The sequence below is a fragment of the Bordetella sp. H567 genome (assembly GCF_001704295.1).
Lineage (GTDB): Bacteria > Pseudomonadota > Gammaproteobacteria > Burkholderiales > Burkholderiaceae_B > Bordetella_C.
On sequence record NZ_CP012334.1, the window covers coordinates 3,945,640 to 3,964,432 of the forward strand.

15 protein-coding genes and 1 tRNA gene are annotated in these 18,793 nt (G+C 66.4%); 10 read left to right on the top strand and 6 right to left on the bottom strand.

The window, feature by feature from the left end:
* The first annotated feature begins 172 nt into the window (after positions 1-172).
* The 4 genes from acnB to selA all read left to right on the top strand — a co-directional run bounded on the left by acnB (position 173) and on the right by selA (position 7,884).
* Positions 173-2,758, top strand: a complete 2,586-nt coding sequence (acnB, locus tag AKI39_RS17725; protein ID WP_066638925.1) for a bifunctional aconitate hydratase 2/2-methylisocitrate dehydratase — start codon at positions 173-175, stop codon at positions 2,756-2,758.
* Positions 2,759-3,210: 452 nt separating this feature from the next.
* Complete coding sequence (locus AKI39_RS17730) at positions 3,211-5,448, top strand: TonB-dependent receptor (protein WP_066638928.1); 2,238 nt, start codon at positions 3,211-3,213, stop codon at positions 5,446-5,448.
* Between the two features lie 101 nt (positions 5,449-5,549).
* Positions 5,550-6,440: a LysR substrate-binding domain-containing protein gene (locus tag AKI39_RS17735; protein WP_066638931.1), complete on the top strand. Its 891-nt coding sequence runs from the start codon at positions 5,550-5,552 to the stop codon at positions 6,438-6,440.
* A gap of 28 nt (positions 6,441-6,468) precedes the next feature.
* Positions 6,469-7,884: an L-seryl-tRNA(Sec) selenium transferase gene (selA, locus tag AKI39_RS17740; RefSeq protein ID WP_066643261.1), complete on the top strand. Its 1,416-nt coding sequence runs from the start codon at positions 6,469-6,471 to the stop codon at positions 7,882-7,884.
* A 46-nt stretch (positions 7,885-7,930) separates the two neighbouring features.
* On the opposite strand, the gene AKI39_RS17745 is transcribed toward selA, so the two are convergent.
* The 3 genes from AKI39_RS17745 to pdxR form a co-directional block, all read right to left on the bottom strand.
* Positions 7,931-8,251, bottom strand: coding sequence for a DMT family transporter (locus AKI39_RS17745; RefSeq protein ID WP_066638933.1), 321 nt, complete (start codon positions 8,249-8,251; stop codon positions 7,931-7,933).
* A 122-nt stretch (positions 8,252-8,373) separates the two neighbouring features.
* Positions 8,374-8,829, bottom strand: a complete 456-nt coding sequence (locus AKI39_RS17750) for a carboxymuconolactone decarboxylase family protein (RefSeq protein WP_066638935.1) — start codon at positions 8,827-8,829, stop codon at positions 8,374-8,376.
* Positions 8,830-8,952: 123 nt separating this feature from the next.
* Complete coding sequence (gene pdxR / locus AKI39_RS17755; protein WP_066638937.1) at positions 8,953-10,374, bottom strand: MocR-like pyridoxine biosynthesis transcription factor PdxR; 1,422 nt, start codon at positions 10,372-10,374, stop codon at positions 8,953-8,955.
* Between the two features lie 207 nt (positions 10,375-10,581).
* Between pdxR and AKI39_RS17760 the strand changes: the two genes are divergently transcribed.
* Positions 10,582-10,677, top strand: a tRNA-Sec gene (locus AKI39_RS17760).
* Between the two features lie 10 nt (positions 10,678-10,687).
* Here the strand turns inward: AKI39_RS17760 and AKI39_RS17765 are convergent.
* From AKI39_RS17765 to AKI39_RS17775, 3 genes are read right to left on the bottom strand one after another with little or no spacing between them, the layout of a single operon-like run.
* On the bottom strand, positions 10,688-11,584 hold the full coding sequence (locus AKI39_RS17765) for an amidohydrolase family protein (RefSeq protein ID WP_083228913.1): 897 nt from the start codon (positions 11,582-11,584) through the stop codon (positions 10,688-10,690).
* Between the two features lie 44 nt (positions 11,585-11,628).
* The gene (locus AKI39_RS17770) at positions 11,629-12,627 is read right to left on the bottom strand and encodes a Bug family tripartite tricarboxylate transporter substrate binding protein (protein ID WP_158515188.1); all 999 of its coding nucleotides are present in this window, start codon (positions 12,625-12,627) and stop codon (positions 11,629-11,631) included.
* Between the two features lie 29 nt (positions 12,628-12,656).
* A complete protein-coding gene (locus AKI39_RS17775; RefSeq protein ID WP_066638939.1) occupies positions 12,657-13,445 on the bottom strand; it encodes a class II aldolase/adducin family protein in 789 nt (262 codons plus the stop codon).
* Between the two features lie 279 nt (positions 13,446-13,724).
* Here AKI39_RS17775 and AKI39_RS17780 point away from each other — a divergent pair, with 279 nt between their 5' ends.
* The 5 genes from AKI39_RS17780 (at position 13,725) to pepE (ending at position 18,759) form a co-directional block, all read left to right on the top strand.
* The gene (locus AKI39_RS17780) at positions 13,725-14,522 is read left to right on the top strand and encodes an IclR family transcriptional regulator (RefSeq protein WP_066638942.1); all 798 of its coding nucleotides are present in this window, start codon (positions 13,725-13,727) and stop codon (positions 14,520-14,522) included.
* 21 nt (positions 14,523-14,543) lie between these two features.
* Entirely contained in the window at positions 14,544-16,235 is a 1,692-nt protein-coding gene (locus tag AKI39_RS17785; RefSeq protein WP_066638944.1) for an OPT/YSL family transporter, read from the top strand.
* A gap of 182 nt (positions 16,236-16,417) precedes the next feature.
* Positions 16,418-17,350 (top strand): DUF1177 domain-containing protein, encoded by a 933-nt coding sequence (locus AKI39_RS17790; RefSeq protein WP_066638946.1) that lies wholly within the window; start codon positions 16,418-16,420, stop codon positions 17,348-17,350.
* Between the two features lie 21 nt (positions 17,351-17,371).
* On the top strand, positions 17,372-18,061 hold the full coding sequence (locus AKI39_RS17795) for an AroM family protein (RefSeq protein ID WP_066638952.1): 690 nt from the start codon (positions 17,372-17,374) through the stop codon (positions 18,059-18,061).
* Positions 18,062-18,066: 5 nt separating this feature from the next.
* Positions 18,067-18,759 carry a dipeptidase PepE gene (gene pepE / locus AKI39_RS17800; RefSeq protein WP_066643267.1) on the top strand — a complete coding sequence of 231 codons (693 nt, stop codon included), beginning with the start codon at positions 18,067-18,069 and terminating at the stop codon, positions 18,757-18,759.
* Positions 18,760-18,793 lie beyond the last annotated feature (34 nt).

Sequence of the window (18,793 nt, forward strand, 5' to 3'; positions counted from 1 at the left end):
AAGAACGCCGGCCGGAAAACCGGGCCGGAACGCCGTATTAAACACCGGCCGCGCACGGATCCGTTGCGCGGCCGCATCGGCACTCTTATATAAGATATAAGACCCCTTGCCCCGAGGCGGGGAGGCTACTACAATCGCGGCCGATATTCCCCAACCACGACCAGGGCAATCCATGCTAGCTACCTATCGCCAACACGTCGCCGAACGCGCGGCACTGGGCGTTCCCCCGCTCCCCCTGTCGGCCCAGCAGACCGCCGACCTGATCGAACTGCTGAAGGCGCCGCCCAAGGGCGAGGAAGCCTTCCTGCTGGAATTGATCACGCATCGCGTCCCCGCGGGCGTGGACGACGCCGCCAAGGTCAAGGCCTCGTACCTCGCCGCCGTGGCCCTGGGCAAGGAATCGTGTCCGCTGATCGATCGCGCCAAGGCGACGGAGCTGCTGGGCACCATGCTGGGCGGCTACAACATCGGCGCGCTGGTCGAACTGCTGGACGACGCGCAAGTCGGCCCCATCGCCGCCAACGGCCTGAAGACCACCCTGCTGATGTTCGACGCCTTCCATGACGTGAAGGAAAAGGCGGACAAGGGCAACGCCAACGCCAAGGCCGTGCTGCAGAGCTGGGCTGACGCCGAATGGTTCACCTCGCGCCCCGAAGTGCCGAAAAGCCTGACCGTCACGGTCTTCAAGGTCACCGGCGAAACGAATACCGACGATCTGTCTCCCGCGCCGGACGCCTGGAGCCGCCCCGACATCCCGCTGCACGCGCAGGCCATGCTGAAGAACGCGCGGCCCGGCATCGAGCCGGACGAGCCCGGCAAGGTCGGCCCGGTGAAGTTCCTGAACCAGCTCAAGGAAAAAGGCAACCTGGTCGCCTACGTCGGCGACGTGGTCGGCACCGGCTCGTCGCGCAAGTCGGCGACCAATTCCGTGCTGTGGTTCACGGGTGAAGACATCCCCTACGTGCCCAACAAGCGCTTCGGCGGCGTGTGCCTGGGCAGCAAGATCGCCCCGATCTTCTACAACACCATGGAAGACGCCGGCGCGCTGCCCATCGAACTGGACGTGTCGCAGATGAACATGGGCGACGTGGTGGAACTGCGTCCCTATGAGGGCAAGGCCCTGAAGGATGGCAAGGTCATCGCCGAGTTCCAGGTGAAGTCCGACGTGCTGTTCGACGAAGTGCGCGCCGGCGGCCGCATTCCGCTGATCATCGGCCGCGGCCTGACCACCAAGGCGCGCGAAGCGCTGGGCCTGGCGCCGTCCACCCTGTTCCGCCTGCCCGTCAGCCCGGCCGATACCGGCAAGGGCTACACCCTGGCGCAGAAGATGGTCGGCCGCGCCTGCGGCCTGGCCGAAGGCACGGGCGTGCGTCCCGGCACCTACTGCGAGCCGCGCATGTCGGCTGTCGGCAGCCAGGACACCACCGGCACCATGACGCGCGACGAGCTGAAGGACTTGGCCTGCCTGGGCTTTTCGGCCGATCTGGTGATGCAGTCCTTCTGCCACACCGCCGCGTATCCCAAGCCCGTGGACGTGAAGACGCACCACACGCTGCCGCAGTTCATGAGCACCCGCGGCGGCATCTCGCTGAAGCCGGGTGACGGCGTCATCCACTCCTGGCTGAACCGCATGCTGCTGCCCGATACCGTGGGCACCGGCGGCGATTCGCACACCCGCTTCCCCATCGGCATTTCCTTCCCCGCGGGCTCGGGCCTGGTGGCCTTTGCCGCCGCCACGGGCGTGATGCCGCTGGATATGCCGGAATCGGTGCTGGTGCGCTTCAAGGGCAAGATGCAGCCCGGCGTGACGCTGCGCGACCTGGTCAACGCGATCCCGCTGTACGCCATCAAGCAGGGCCTGCTGACGGTCGAAAAGCAGAACAAGAAGAACGTGTTCTCCGGCCGCATCCTGGAAATCGAAGGGCTGCCCGACTTGAAGTGCGAGCAGGCTTTCGAACTGTCCGACGCCTCGGCCGAACGTTCGGCCGCCGCCTGCACGGTGCGCCTGAACAAAGAACCGATCATCGAGTACATCAACAGCAACATCGTCATGCTGAAATGGCTGATCGCCAACGGCTATGAGGATGAGCGTTCGATCCGCCGCCGGATCCAGGCCATGGAAGCGTGGCTGGCCAATCCCCAGCTGCTGCAACCGGATGCCGACGCCGAGTACGCCGCGGTGATCGACATCGACCTGGCCGAGATCAAGGAACCCATCGTCGCCTGCCCCAACGACCCCGACGACGTGAAGACGCTGTCGGACGTGGCCGGCGCCAAGATCGACGAAGTGTTCATCGGCAGCTGCATGACCAATATCGGCCACTTCCGCGCGGCGTCCAAGCTGCTGGAAGGCAAGCGCGATATCCCGGTCAAGCTGTGGGTGGCCCCGCCGACCAAGATGGACGCCCGCCAGCTGACCGAGGAAGGCCATTACGGCACCTTCGGCGCCGCCGGCGCGCGCACCGAAATGCCGGGCTGCTCGCTGTGCATGGGCAACCAGGCGCAGGTGCGCGAAGGCGCCACGGTCATGTCGACCAGTACCCGCAACTTCCCCAACCGCCTGGGCAAGAACACGAACGTGTACCTGGGCTCCGCGGAACTGGCCGCCATCTGCTCCAAGCTGGGCCGCATCCCGACCCGCGAGGAATACATGACGGACATCGGCGTCGTCAACGAGAACGGCGACAAGATCTACCAGTACCTGAACTTCGACAAGATCGACGACTACAAGGACGTCGCCGACGTCGTGGAAGTCTGATAGAAGCCTGATAGAAGGCTCACCCCCGAAGCGCTCCGCGCTTCCCCCTCAAGGGGGCGACGCACGTGGACCGGAGGGAAGGCTCACCCCGAAGCGCTCCCGCGCTTCCCCCTCAAGGGGCGACGCCTGCGGACCGGCAAAGCCGGCTCCGCAGCGTCCCCGATCGGGCGACACCCGTTTCTTGCGCTGCTGACGCACGGCGCAAACGGATAAAACGACACGCCGGCGGCGCCGACGAGCCACCGCTGCGGCCATACCCCCTCCCGCCAGACATAGAACGTTGCACCCAAAGCGCGAATTATTGATAATGCGAATGCTTCGCATTATTGAAAACGCTTCGTTTCTTTTAAGAAAGCGCGTGTCGCATGCGCTTCCGGCGCATGTATCCCCATTAAAAGCGGCCACCGTACCTTCGGGTGTGGGGCCATGATCGCGTCCAAGGGAATCCTTACATGTTCCAGCTGTTCCTCTCCCGGTCCGGTTCATACGCCGGCCTGAGCCTTTCGCCGCCCCGATCCGCGGGACGCCCGGGGCCGTCGGCCCTGGCCCTGGCCATCCGCCTGGCCTTCGCGGGGGTTGCGGCGGGAAGCACCACGCTTCCGGCGGGTGCGTGGGCGCAGACGGCCGCGCCCGTCACGACCCTGGCGCCGGTTTCCGTGACCGCCACGGCCGTCACCGAGAGCGACACGCTGCCTCCCGTCTACGCCGGGGGCCAGGTCGCCAAGGGCGCGCGGTTGGGCGTGCTGGGCGAACAGGATGCGGCCAACGTGCCTTTCAGCGTGACCAGCTTCACCTCGCAGCTGGTCGAGGACCAACAGGCCCGCACCCTGGGCGATGTGCTGCGCAACGACCCGTCGGTGCAGGTCACGCGCGGTTTCGGCAACGACGCGCAGCTGTTCGTGATCCGCGGCTTCCAGCTCAATGGCGACGACATCTCCTACGGCGGCCTGTTCGGGGTGATGCCGCGCCAGATCATTTCCCCCCAGGGCGCCGAACGGATCGAGATATTCAAGGGTCCCAGCGCCTTCCTGAACGGCGTGCCCCCGGGCGGATCGGGCGTGGGCGGCATGGTGAACATCGAACCCAAGCGGGCCGGCGACGACCCGCTGACACGCTTGTCGGTGGATTACGGAACGGCGTCGCAGCGCGGCGCGGCCGCCGACATCGGCCGCCGCTGGGGCGCCAGCAACCAGTTCGGCATCCGCGTGAACGCCTTGCAGCGCGAAGGCGATACAGGCATCCACGACGACAGCACGCGCATGACCTTCGGCTCGGTGGGGATGGACTACCGAGGGGAGCGCTTGCGCGCATCGCTGGACCTGGGCTACCAGAAGCAGCGCACCCGCCAGGGACGCCCCATGGTGCAGGTGATCGGCGACGATATCCCGGACGCGCCTTCGGCCGGGCACAACTACGCGCAGCCCTGGACGTACTCCATGACCGAGAACACCTTCGGCATGCTGCGCGCGGAATACGACCTGGCCGAACGCTGGACCGCCTATGCGGCCATCGGCGGCAACCACGCGCGCGAAAAAGGTTCGTACTCTTCCCTGACGGTGAACGGCGATGGCGTGGGCACCGCCAGCCGCCTGGACGTGCCTTATGAATCCGACACCTACGGCATGATGGGCGGGGTGCGCGGCAAGTTCGAGACCGGGCCGCTGACCCACGCCGTGAACGCGGCGTTTTCCAGCGTCTATCTGAAGAAGCGTTCCGCATTCACGTTCGGTTCGTCCTTCGCCACCCGCCTGGACGATACGCCCGAAGTCGCCTCCCCGCCCACCATCCTGACCGGCGGCAACATGGACGACCCGGGCGTGACGGGCCGCAACCGCATGACGGGCATCTCCATTTCCGACACGCTTTCCTTCCTGGACGACCGCGTCTTCGTGACCGTGGGCGCGCGCCACCAGAAACTGCGCGTCACCAACTACGCCTACACCGGCGAAGTCGACAGCAAATACGATGATTCCGCCACGTCGCCTGTCTTCGGGCTGGTGGTCAAACCCTGGCAGCATCTCTCGCTGTACGCCAACCATATCGAAGGCCTGCAGCAAGGGCCCACGGCGCCGCTGACCGCGATCAATGCCAACACCACCTTCGCGCCGTCGAAGTCCAAGCAGAACGAGGTGGGCGCGAAGCTGGACATGGGCAGCTATGGCGCCAGCCTGGCGTTTTTCGAGATCCAGCAACCCACCGGCGTCACCGACCCGGCCACGCAGATATTTTCCGTGGCGGGCGAACAGCGCAACCGCGGCGTCGAACTGAACGTCTACGGCGAACCGCTGCGGGGCGTGCGCGTCATCGGCGGCGTGTCGGTCATCGATGCCACGCTGCGCGACACCAAAAATCCGGCCACGGAGGGCAACGATGGCGTCGGCGTGCCCGATTACACGGCGGTGCTGAATACGGAATGGGACCTCCCGTGGGTGCCGGGCCTGACACTGCAGGGCCGCGTCACCCATGCCGGCTCGCAGTACCTGGATACGGCGAACACCCAGAAGGTGAAGCCATGGACCACGCTGGACCTGGGCGCGCGCTACGCCATGAAGGTTGACCGGCATGATGTCGTATGGCGGCTGGGCGTGGAGAACGTCACCAACAAGCGGTATTGGTCGTCCGCCAACGGCGGCTACCTGATTCAGGGCGACCCGCGCACGGTCAAGCTGTCGGTGGCGGTGGACTTCTAGGGCGCGGCGAGGCGGCATGCCGGTCCTGGCCGGCGGTCCGCGCGGGTACACTCAGGCCCATGGAGACTCGGGCCGGGCGCCAGCCGCCGGCCATCACGGCAATGAAGATAGACCTATCCGCGCTGCAGATGCTGGTGGCCGCCATCGAGGAACGCAGCCTGGCCAAGGCCGGCGAACGCGAACACCTGGTCACCTCGGCCGCCAGCAAGCGCATCGCGGAACTGGAGCGCCAGATCGGCACCGCGCTGCTGGTGCGGCACAACCGCGGCGTGGAGCCGACGCCGGCAGGCGCCGCGCTGTATCACAAGGCCAAGGCCATCCTGACCAGCGTGCGCACGCTGGAAGGCCTTTGCGAGGAATTCTCGCCGGACGGCATCCCGAAGATCCGGCTCGCCGCGAACCGTTCTGCCATCGTCGAATTCCTGCCCACCGACATCCGTGCCTTCCAGGCCATCAGCCCCAAGTCGCGGCTGGACTTGGTGGAGGCGTATAGCGGCGACATTCCGCGCATGGTGTCCGACCAGGAAGTGGACATCGGCATTTATCACGCCGTCGGCGCCGCGCCCGGCGTGGTGTCCTTTCCCTACCGCAGCGATCACGTGGTGCTGGTGGTGCCGCGCGGCCATCCGCTGGCCGACGCGCCCGCCCTGCACCTGGACCAGGCGCGCGACTACGACTTCCTGGGCTACTTCCCGCGGCATTCCTTCGAAGCCTTCATGGAACTGGTCGGCCCCACGCTGACCGGCCCCTTGAACGTCAAGATCCAGGTGGCCAACTACGAGGCCCGCTGCCGCATGGTGCGCGAGGGCCTGGGCATCGCCGTCATGCCGGAGCCGATCGCCGACACCTATCTGAGCCTGCTGGGGCTGGTGAAGATTCGCCTGCTGGACGACTGGGCGAAGCGGCAATTCTATGTCTGCGCGCGGGATCGCTCGCACATGCGCATGGCGGCAGGGGATCTCTTCGATTTCCTGGTGAAGGCGGGCGCTTAGCTTGGACGCGGCGGACAAGGAACCGGTCATGGCCAGCGTCCCTGCCCGCGCCGCGGACATCCCCTCGCTTGACCGGCTGCTGAACGCCGCCCCTATGCGGCCCGCGCTGCAGCAGTATGGGCACACGCAGGTGGTTGGTGCCTTGCGAGCGCATCTGGATACCCTGCGCCAGGCGGCCCTGACGGGAGAGCTGGCGGCTGGATCCATCGCCGCGGAGGCCATCACGCGCCAGGTACGGAAGGCATTGGACGCCGCCGCGCGGCCCCGCCTGCGCGCCGTCTTCAACCTGACCGGCACGGTGCTGCACACCAATCTGGGCCGCGCCCTGCTGCCCGACGATGCCGTGGCGGCGGTCGTGCAGGCACTGACCACGCCGGCCAATCTGGAATTCGACCTGGACAACGGCGGCCGCGGCGACCGCGACGACCTGGTGGAAGACCTGCTTCGGGAACTGACCGGCGCGCAAGCCGCGACCGTGGTGAACAACAATGCCGCGGCAGTGCTGCTGATGCTGAGTTCGCTGGCGGACCGCCGGGAAGTCGTGGTGTCGCGCGGCGAACTGGTGGAAATCGGTGGCGCCTTCCGCATTCCGGACGTCATGAAGCGCGCCGGCGCCAGGCTGGTGGAAGTCGGCACCACCAATCGCACGCATCCCGCCGATTACGAATCCGCCATCGGTCCGCGCACCGCCATGCTGATGAAGGTGCATTGCAGCAACTATGCCGTCACCGGGTTCACCAGCAGCGTGGACGTGGCGCACGTGGCGGACATCGCGCACCGCGCGGGCCTGCCGATGACGGTGGACCTGGGCAGCGGCACGCTGCTGGACCTCTCGCGCTGGGGGCTGCCACGTGAAGATACCGTGCGCGCAACGCTATCCGCGGGCGCGGATCTGGTGACCTTCAGCGGCGACAAGCTGCTGGGCGGCCCACAGGCCGGCCTGATCGTGGGGCGCGCGGACCTGATACGCCGCATCAAGAAGAACCCCTTGAAGCGCGCCTTGCGGGTGGGCAAGCTGACCCTGGCCGCGCTGGAGCCCGTGCTAGCGCTGTACCGCGCGCCGGAATTGCTGGCCGAAAGACTGACCACCCTGCGCCTGCTGACGCGTCCGGCCGCGCAGATGCGTGAGCAGGCCGAGCGCATGCTGCCTGCGCTGCAACAGGCGCTGGGCGCCGGCTACAAGGCCGTGGCCGCGCCAATGTTCAGCCAGATCGGCAGCGGCGCGCTGCCGGTGGATCAACTGCCCAGCTACGGGTACGCCATCCGCCACGCGGGTCCGGGACGCCCCGGACGCGCGCTGGAAAAACTGGAAGCCGCCCTGCGCGCGCTGCCGCGGCCGGTGATCGGGCGCATCGGCGACAAGGCCTTATGGCTGGACCTGCGCTGCCTTGAAGCCCGCGACGAATCGGCATTCCTCGCGCAGCTCCAGGCGCCGCTGGCATGATTGCCGGCACCGCGGCCATATCCGGCTGCCGATGCCGCCGGCGATCCTAGTTCGCCGAGACCAGTTTGAGCCCGATGACACCGGTCAGGATGAGACCGATGCAAAGCATCCTGGCTGGTGCGGCGGAATCGCCCAGGAAGGCGATTCCGATGATCGCCGTGCCGGCGGCGCCTATGCCGGTCCAGACCGCGTAGCCGGTTCCGACGGGCAGGGTGCGCAGCGATATCGACAGGAGAATGACGCTGGCCAGGCCGGTGACGACGGTCAGTATGGCAGGCGTCAGGCGCGTAAAGCCGAACGACATTTTCATGAAGGAAGCGAAGGCGATTTCCAGAATGCCCGCTGCGCCAAGTAGTATCCAGGGCATTTTTATCATTCCATCCGTGTTTGAGTGCAAAGGGCGCGAGCACTGCGCTACGGGTTTGCTTGCGCAGGCTCAGGCTCGTCGGTTGAGGTTGCCGATCGGGGCCTTGGGCCTCGGGCGGCGTGTTAAGCGTTGACGGCGGCGGCCGGCGCCTTGCGGAATGAAATGCCAAGGCGGTTGAACGCGTTCATCAAGCCGATCGCATAGGTGAGATCGGCCAGCTCTCTATCGCCGAATTCGGCGGCGGCGGCGTCATAGTCGGCGTCGGGAACGCCGGTTTCGGCCACGCGGGTGACGGTTTCCGCCCACGCGAGTGCAGCCCGTTCGCGGGCACTGAATACGTTGCCGGATTCGTGCCATACGGGTACGAGCACGAGCTTTTCCACTGCGAGGCCGGCCTTCAGCAGATCTCGGCTGTGCATGTCGATGCAGAACGCGCAGCCGTTGATTTGCGAAACGCGCAGGTACACCAGGTCGACCAATTCTTTCGGCAAGGTGCTTTTCAGCAGGGTGGCGTATACGTTGCCCAAGGCCTTGTAGCCTTCGGGGGAAGCTTCGATGTAGTCGATGCGGTGCGTCATGACGGGTCCTTGGTGTTGATGATCAGAGACGCCATCATGGTGGATCTTGGCCTAGCCAGGAAGATCCAAGGATCGCAATTTGTATTGAGCCATGATCGGGAGGCCACCAAGCCGGCGCCGCGCTCACATCAATTGCAGGATCCGCTTTCCGAGCGTTTCCGCGGTGCTCTGCGTGTCCACGTTCGTGAAATTCAGTAGCAGGGCCGGTGTTCCGGCCCGATCCACCGTCCACTCCGTGAGCGCCTCCGCATACAAACTGGCTTGCCGCATCCGCGCGACAAGCTGGCGGTCTGAGCGTCTTCCCTGCAGCTTCAGGATCAAGTGCATGCCGCCTGGCTGTGTATCGATACGCACGTATTTGCCCAGGGTCTTTTCCAGGCCCGCCGCGGTGGCCTGCCGGCGTTCGGCGTACAGCTTGCGCATCCTTTGAATGTGGCGGGCGAAGTGGCCTTCCTTGAAGAAAGCGGTGACCACGGCCTGCGTAAGTTCCGGACTGCCGGCGGTAAAGATTTGGCTGATCTGTTCAAACCGTTCGACCTGGGCTTGCGGCACGACCAGGTAGGCGAGCCGCAGGCTGGGAAGAAGTACCTTGCTGAACGTGCCGCAATACAGCACGCGGCCTTCACGGTCCAGGCTTTTCAGCGCGGGAAGCGGACGGCTGACATAGCGGTATTCGCCATCGTAGTCGTCCTCGATGACCCAGGCCTTGTTTCGCGCCGCCCAGTCCAGCAGCGCCAGGCGCCGCGGCAGGGACAAGGACACGCAAAGCGGACTTTGATGCGCGGGCGTGACAACCGCGGCACGCGCCCGTGGTGCTCGCTTGATTCCCTCGGAAACGACCATGCCATCCTGATCGACGGATACCGGGACGGCGCCGATATTCATATGTCGCAACAATTCCCGTGTAGGCGGATATCCTGGATTCTCCACCCAGACGCGATCGCCCACCCTTAACAAGGCCTGCGCTATCAATGCGATGGTGTGGCGATATCCCGATGTGACGAATACCTGGGATGGCGAACAATCGATCCCGCGCGAAACCTGCAGATAGGCGGCAATGTGGGTGCGCAGTTCGGGCAGCCCGTACACGGCGGGATGGACCATGCCCGGCGGCTGCATCGCGCGCGCGCATCGTGCCCCCAGGCGTGCCCAGATTTTGCGAGGAAACTCGTCAAGGGCGGGCAAGCCCATCTGGAATGGCAGGACGGAATCCGGACGAAAGCTGGGTGCGGCCGCCGTGTTCTCGGGTTTGGGCACCGGGGCCGTGGCAGGTGCCCTCGGTTTGAGGTCCGGAGTCACGATGGTTCCCGCCTGCCCGCGTGGCTGGATATAGCCTTCGGCGGCAAGCAGGGAATAGGCGGCATCGATGGTGCCCCGGGCCAGACCCAGCTCTTTCGTCAGTGCCCGGGCGGACGGTATGCGGTCGCCGGGCTTCAACACGCCGCCGGCGATGGCGTCGCGGAACCGGTCGTAGATCTGGCGATAAAAGGGGGCAGCCGCCGCAGGATCCAAGGGCGGAAGATGGCTTGGTTTCGCGATGGGCATGGCCTGATTGATTCTGACTATTCATCAAAACCGACTGTACCATCCGAGTAGCCATCCCCGGCCGCCCCCCGCGATGGCGGACACCACCGCGATACTGAAAGCGGCACAGGGGCCGACCTGGCGTCGCCCCTGCAATGATGAAGCCTTCAAGGCTCGCGGCGGCATTGCGGCGAGCCTTGATCCTATCCCCTACAATGCATCTCGTTTGGAAGGCATCCGTGTCCGGTGGCACGGCCGGGCTTCAAACCCGGTTGGGGACGTCAGACGTTCCCACGTAGGTTCGACTCCTGCTGCCTTCCGCCATCAATCCCGTTCAGGCAGCCGCAAAGCCGTACAGGCGCGCGGGGTTGTCCACCAGCACCCGCTTGCGCGTGGCTTCATCCGGCATCCAGTCCGCCAGCAGGTTCAGCAGGATGCCGTCGTCCGGGACCTGCGCCGCGTTGAAGTAATTGATGTGGGGCCAATCCGTACCCCAGACGACGCGTTCGCTGTTGGCTTTCAGCAGCGAGGTCGCGAAGGGCGCGATATCGGGGAAAGGCGATCCCGCCGCCGTATTGCGGTCCGCGCCGGATATCTTGGTCCAGGCCTTGCCTTCGGCCAGCAGCTTGCACAGGAACTGGAAGCCGGGATCGTTCACGCCGCGCGATACGTTCATGCGCCCTTGGTGATCGACCACCAGGTCCACACCCGAGGCCAGCAGCGTGGGGGCCAGTTCCGGCAGGTCCGGCGCATGGATCCAGATCTGCGCATGCATGCCGCGCGCTTTCAGGCGCGGCGCCAGCGCGACGAAATCGTCGATGCCGACGCCATTGCGGTAAACCGCCTTGCCGTCATGCTTGTACAGATTGAAGCGCGCGCCGCGCACGCCCTGCCCGGCCAAGTCGTCCAAGTCCTTGTCCGAAATACCCGCCCGCACGACGCCCACGGCCCGCAGGCGGTCCGGGTGGGCGGCCAGCGCCTGCAGCACGTTGCGGTTGTCGTCGCCCTGCGCGCTGGCCGTGACCAGCACGCCGCGGGCCAATCCCAGCCTGTCCAGGTGCGCGATGAAACGGTCGGCGCCGTTTTCCGGCGGCGTGTAGCTGCGGTCCTCACTCAGGGGAAAATGGGCGTATGGACCGAACACGTGCGCATGCGAATCGCAGGCGCCGGCCGGCACGGCGAAGCGCAAGGGCGTGAAAGCGGAATGGGGCGGCAAACAGGGCTTGGTCATGTCTCGTTCGGCTGTGATCGGGGTCGTCGTGCGGGAGACGCTGCTCAGCGCGCGTTGTCGGGTTTCAACACGCCGGAAGTCAGCAACGGCTGCAGCTTGGCTTCTTCCTTGGCGAAGATCTGCGCGGTCTGGTCGATGGTGGACGGCACGACTTGCGAGCCGATATTCGCCAGCTGGCGCTGCACCTCCGGATCTGCCACCGCCTTGGCCAACGCGTCGTTCAGCACCTGGCGCACCGCCTGCGGCGTGCCCTTGGGCGTCATCAACGCCGAGTAAGTCACCATCTCGAAATCCGGCTTGCCCAGTTCGGCCACCGTCGGCACGTTCGCCAGCTGCGGCACGCGCTTGGCCGAAGTCACGGCCAGCGCGGTCAGGGCGCCGTTCTGGATCTGCGGCTGCGAACTGGTCAGCTGGTCCACCATGCCGTCGACCTGGTTGCCCAGCATATCCGCCAAGGCGGGCGCCGAACCCTTGTACGGGATGGGATTCATCTTGATGCCGAAGTCCTGCTCCAGCAGCAACTCGGCGATGTGGTTGGTGGTGCCCGTACCGGAATGGGCCACGGCCACTTCGCCCGGATGGGCCTTGGCGTAGGCGATGAAGCCCTTGAAGTCGGTGATGCCCTGCCTGTTCTTGGCGTTCACCTCCAGCACGGAAGGCACCACGGCCAGCATCCCCACCGGATCGAAGTCGCCCAGTTTGACGCGGGTGCCCGGTACCAGCGTCGGGTTGACGACCAGCGGCACGATGGTGGTGGACAGCACCGTATAGCCGTCCGCCGCGGCGCGCGCGACGTTGCCCGCGCCGATCGAGCCACCGGCGCCGCCCAGGTTTTCCACCACGATGGACTGCTTCAGGTAGCGCGCCATGGCGGTGGTGATGGCGCGCGTGGTGATGTCCAGGTTGCCGCCGGGCGGATAGGGAACCACCAGCCGGATGGGCTTGTCGGGATAGCCCTCGGCCGCGGCCATACCCGCATGCGCGCCCAGGGCAAGGGCAACAACCATCCCAAGCGCTTTGACGGCGCCTTTGAACTGCTTCATTGAAATCTCCGAACTTCTCTGCGAAAAAATTACGTGCGGTACGACGGATCCAGGCGATCCGCCAGGCGCAGCAGCGCGGGCCATTCCATCTGGCCGTAGGGCCGGCGCGTGCCGGGCTGATATTGGTTCCAGGTCGCCTCGATCACATCCTTGGATACGGGGTTCAGCGGCGCGTTGCAAGCCATCGCGGCCAGCTGGGCGCGGCAGGACACTTCCAGGCGATGCATCCAGTTGAAGGCCTCGCCGATGCTGCGGCCCACGGTCAGCAGGCCGTGGTTGCGCAGGATCAGGGCTTCGTTCTGGCCCAGGTCGCGGCACAGCGATTCCTGTTCGCTCAAGTCCAGCACCACGCCTTCGTAGTCGTGGTAGCCGATCTTGGCGAAGCGCATGGAAGTCTGGTTCAGCGGCAGCAGGCCGCAGGCCAGCGACGAAACCGCCATGCCGGCCCAGGTGTGCGTGTGGATGACGCAGTCGACTTCGGGGCGCTTTTCGTGGATGGCGCTATGAATCACGAAGCCGGCCTTGTTCACGCCATAGGAAAGATGGGGACCGAAATCCGGCTTGCTGAGAATGTTGCCGTGGTGGTCGATCTTCAGCAGGCTGGACGCCGTGATTTCTTCATAGAGCAAGCCGTAGGCATTGATCAGGAAGGCGCCCGGCTCGCCCGGTACGCGCAGCGAGACGTGGTTGGCGATCATGTCGGACATGCCGTAATGCGCGATCAGGCGGTAACAGGCGGCCAGGTCCACGCGCGCCTCCCACTCCGCTTCGGTGCATTGCTCTTTCATGGAAGAAATCTTCAGTTCGTGCTTCATCATGGCGATCTCCTGGCAGGCCAATACGGCGGGGCGCACATAAGGCCCGCGGCTTGCGACCGCGGGCGTACCCGCCCCACCGTGGGCGGGCGTGCGCCAGAAAGATGATGTTACGAGACCTGGGCCGCGCCGGCTTGCCGATTTGAGAATGCGGCGTTTCCCTCCCTTCGATGGTGCACTGCAGCGTGCCAGGGAAACCGGAAGACCCCTGCGGCACGGAAGCGAGGCTAGAATCGATGGATTCCATCCTTTGATACCTGGTTCCATATTTCGGAACTCACCATGAGTGTTCTCGACAATGCGACCCGCGTCCTGCGCGTCCTGGCGCAGCACGGTGGCCAAGTGAGCGTCACGGAGGTCGTAGCCCAGCTTGGGCTACCCAAGAGCTCCTCGTCACGGCTGTTGAAGCAGATGCTGGAAAGCGGCCTGCTGGAACGCGACCCCGCCACCCTCAGGTACCGCCCCGCCCTGCTGCTGCTCGAAGTCGCGCATCAATCGCGCGCCAGCACGCCGCTGATCCGCCGCATGGAACAGGCGCTGGAATCGCTGGTGGCCGATACCGGCCACACCGGCTATATCTCGGTGCTGGATGACAATCGGCGCGATGTCGTGGTGGTGCGGGCCTTTCCTGGATCGCATCTCTTGCGCGTCGTGACGCAGCCCGGCTACCGCCTGCCTGCCTACGCGAGCTCCACGGGACGCGCGCTGCTGGCGCGCCTGGACGATGCCGCCGCGCGCCAGGCGCATCCCGCCGCCGCGGATCCGCGCGCCGCCGTGCTGCCGCATGCGCCGCGCACCTTGGCAGCACTGCGCGCGCAGCTGGAGCAAGTGCGCGCCCGCGGCTGGGCCTGGGCGCTGGACGAGAGCGTGACCGGCGTGGGCTCGGTCAGTGCCACCGTCGGCGATGCGCAAAGCGGCGAGACGCTGGCCTTCTGCCTGAGTTTTCCCGCGTCGCTGAACCGGCCCGGTTTTGTCGACGTGCTGGCCCATCGCCTGGTCGGATACGCCGCCGCCATCGGCCGTGCCGCGGGCGATAGCTTCTGGCGGACCACGGCGCCGGCCAGCGCCGTGCACGACTGAAAAAATACAAGGGGAATACACATGCCGCATCCAGCCTTGCATCCACGCGCGTTCAGCGGCGGGACCTTCCTTCTGCTGGTGCTGCTCAGCGTCTTCGGCGCCATCATCGGCATCCAGCTGCTGGTGTCGCTGGGCGTCACCCCCAATACCTCCATCATCGGCGCGCTGGTCGCCATGATCCTGGCGCGCATCCCGCTGGCGCTGTTTGCGCGCTTCCGCTCGATACACGAACAGAACCTGGCGCAAAGCGCCATTTCGTCCGCAACCTTCGGCGCGGCCAACAGCCTGCTGCTGCCGATCGCCATTCCGTTCCTGTTCGGCCGCACGGACCTGGTGCTGCCCATGTTCGTCGGCGTGTCGGCGGCCATGCTGCTGGACGGCTACATGCTGTACCGGCTGTTCGACAGCCGCGTCTTCCCCGCCGCGGGCGCATGGCCGCCCGGCGTGGCGGCCGCCGAGGCCATCAAGGCCGGCGACACCGGCGGACGCCAGGCGCGGCTGCTGGGCGTGGGCATAGGCGTGGGACTGGTCGGCGCCTGGCTGCACATTCCCATGTCGGCCTTCGGCACGGCTTTCCTTGGCAATATCTGGGCGCTGACGATGTTCGGCATCGGCCTGCTGATACGCGGCTACGCCAAGCCGCTGATGGGTTGGGACATCAACGCGCTCTATATTCCGCACGGACTGATGATAGGGGCGGGCCTGGTTGCCCTGATCCAGGTGATCGCGCAGATCCGTTCGCGCGGCGGCGACGAGACAACGCCGGGCCGCCGCCACGCCGGCGCGCCGGCCGCGCCCCTCGGCACGCGCGACGGCAACGGCAATGGCAATGGCGACACGGTGCCGGCGGCGGCGACGGCCGAAGCAGAACCGGCGGCGCGCCCCACCCGCACGGTGCAGGACATGCGCCGCACCCTGCGCATGGGCGCCATCGCCTACCTCGTGCTGGCCGCGCTGCTGGCGCTGGGCAGCGGCCTGTACACGGGCATGTCCACACCCATGCTGATCGGCTTCGTGGTGTACGCAGCCTTCGCCGCCTTCGTGCATGAATTGCTGGTGGGCATCGCCGCGATGCACTCAGGCTGGTTTCCCGCCTTCGCGGTGGCCCTGATCACCTTGCTGATCGGCATGCTGATCGGCTTTCCGCCGGTGGCGCTGGTGATCCTGTGCGGCTTCGCCGCGGCGACGGGCCCCGCCTTCGCCGACATGGGCTACGACCTGAAGGCGGGCTATCTGTTGCGCGGCAACGGCACCCATCCCGCCTTCGAGCTGGACGGGCGGCGCCAGCAGCTGGCCGCCGGCATGCTCGCCTTCGTCATCAGCATGCCGATGGTGTACTTCACCTACCACAGCTATTTCGACCAGGGGCTGACACCGCCCGTGGCCGCCGTCTACGTCGCCACCATCAAGGCGGGCGTGGCCCCCGGCGTGGCGATGCAGCTGCTGATCTGGGCCATTCCGGGCGCACTGATCCAATGGATCGGCGGCCCGCGCCGCCAATTGGGCGTGTTGCTCTCCACCGGTCTGCTGATCCCCAATCCGCTGGCGGGCTGGGCCGTGCTGGCCGGCATCGTGCTGCGCGTCCTGGCACTGCGCCTGTGGGGCGACAAGGTGCGCAACAGCCTGGAGGTATTCGCCGCCGGCACCATCGCGGGCGATGCGCTGTACAGCTTCTTCAATTCCCTGATCCGGTATCAGGCCAAGGAAAGATAAAGCCCACCCCGGAAGTCAAGCCCACCCCCGAAGCGCTGCGCGCTTCCCCCTCGAGGGGGCGACGCTGGCGGACCGGCGGAGCCGGATCCGCGGTGTCCTCGGTCTGGATACATCCGTTTCTGGGTACATCCGTTTTTGCGATGGAGATGCGCGCCATCAATCACTTATATGGAAGATACGATATGAGCCTTACGCATACTCTCAAAGTCTTCGACGCCTTCGATAGCGCCTACGCCAGCGGCCAAACCGTGGCCGACTTGCTGCAGCCCTATGCCGCCCACGCCACGGTCGCGGTCAAGACGATTACCGGCCCGAAAGGCAAGACGGATTTCGTCCGCATCGAAATCCGCGGCACCGACGGCAAGCAGGCCGGCGGCCAGGCGCCCACGCTGGGCATCGTTGGCCGCCTGGGCGGCATCGGCGCGCGCCCCAGCCGCATCGGCCTGGTATCCGACGGCGACGGCGCCATCGCCGCGGTGGCGGCGGCGCTGAAGCTGGCGCACATGTCCACGCAGGGCGACCGGCTGCCGGGCGACGTCGTCATCAGCACGCACGTTTGCCCCGACGCGCCGACGCGCCCGCACGAGCCCGTGGACTTCATGGACTCGCCCATGGACACCGAAACCCTGAACGAGAACGAAGTCTCGGACGAGATGGACGCGGTGCTGTCCATCGACACGACCAAGGGCAATCGCATCCTGAACCACAAGGGCTATGCGATTTCTCCCACCGTCAAGCAGGGCTATATCCTGCGTGTATCGGACGATCTGGTCCGCATCATGGAAATGACCAGCGGCCGCCCGGCGGTAACCTTCCCCATCACCACGCAGGACATCACGCCGTATGGCAACGGCGTCTACCATCTGAACAGCATCCTGCAGCCGTCGGTGGCCACGCGCGCGCCCACCGTGGGCGTGGCGATTTCGGCCATCAGCGTGGTGCCGGGCTGCGGCACGGGAGCCAGCGACGAAGCCGATATCGCGGCGGCGGTGCGCTTCACGGTGGAGGTCGCCAAGGAGTTCACCCGCGGTACCTGTGCCTTCCACGACGCGCAGGAATACGACCGCCTGGTTTCCATGTATGGATCGCTGGAACACCTGCAGAAGCGCCAGTAGCCGTATGGCGCGGAGAACATCATGACCGACAAGCACGCTTTGCTGGGCACGATCACGATAGGCCAGGCGCCGCGCGCCGACATCACGCCCATCCTGCTGGCGGCATTGCCGGCCGGCGTACGGACGCTGCACGTGGGCGTGCTGGACGGCCTGTCCCCCGACGATATCGCCGCGCGCTACGCGCCCCGGCCGGGCCAGGCGCTGCTGGTCTCGCGGCTGCTGGACGGCCATTCCGTCATCCTCGACAAGGCCGCCGTGCAGGGCGCGCTGGCCGGCAAGGTAGCGGAACTGGAGGCCAGCGGCTGCACCGTCATCCTGGTGCTGTGCACGGGCGAATTCCACGGCCTGGGTGCGCAGCGGGCGTGGCTGGTCGAACCGGACCGCATCGTGCCGCCGGCCGCGGCGGCCTTGGCGGGCGACCGCCAGGTCGGTATCATCGTGCCCCTGGCGGAACAGGCCACGAGCGAGGCCGGCAAGTTCTCCATGCTGTCCCGCGCGCCGCTGTGCGAAGCGGCGTCGCCGTACGACGACGGGCTGCAAGCCGTCGAGACGGCGGCACGGACGCTGCGCGAACGCGGTGCCCAGATGCTGTTGATGGACTGCATGGGCTTCGTGGAGGACCACCGCGCCGCCGCGCGGCGCGCCAGCGGCCTGCCCACGGTCCTGTCCAATGCCCTGATCGCAAAACTCGTCGCGGAGCTCGTACGCTAATGCCCATGCAACTGCTTCTTTTCAGCAACTCCCGGTCTCCCGACGGCAGTTACCTGACCCATGCCCTGGAGCCCCTGCGCGCGCTGGCCGGCGAACGCCGCAAAACGCTCTTCGTGCCCTTCGCCGGGGTGACGGCCAGCTGGGACGACTACACCGCCAACGTCGGCAAAAGCCTGGCCCCGCTAGGCCTGGCGCTGACGGGCGCGCATACCGTGGACGCCGGCGCCGCGGACGGCTTCGACCTGATCCTGGTGGGCGGCGGCAACACCTTCCAGCTGGTGGCGGAATGCCGCCGCCGCGGCTGGCTGGCCACCATCGCGGAACGCGTGAAGGCCGGCACGCCCTATTCCGGCTGGAGCGCGGGGGCAAACCTGGCGTGCCCCACGCTGTGCACCACCAACGATATGCCCATCGTCGATCCGGGCGGTTTCAATGCCTTGGGCCTGATCGGTTTCCAGATCAACCCGCACTACACGAATGCCTTGCCCGCGGGACACCAAGGCGAAACGCGCAATGACCGCATCGCGGAATTCCTGGTGGCCAATCCGGCGGTGACGGTGGTCGGCTTGCCGGAAGGCGACTGGCTGGCGGGCGATGGCGCACACATGACCCTGCACGGGCCGCACACGGGGTATGTCTTCCGCAAGGGGCAGGCGCCGGCTGAACTGCGCCCGGGCGTGGCGGTGGACGCGGCCTGATTCCGGCCATTCGACGCGCGGTGGCCGCGGTGGC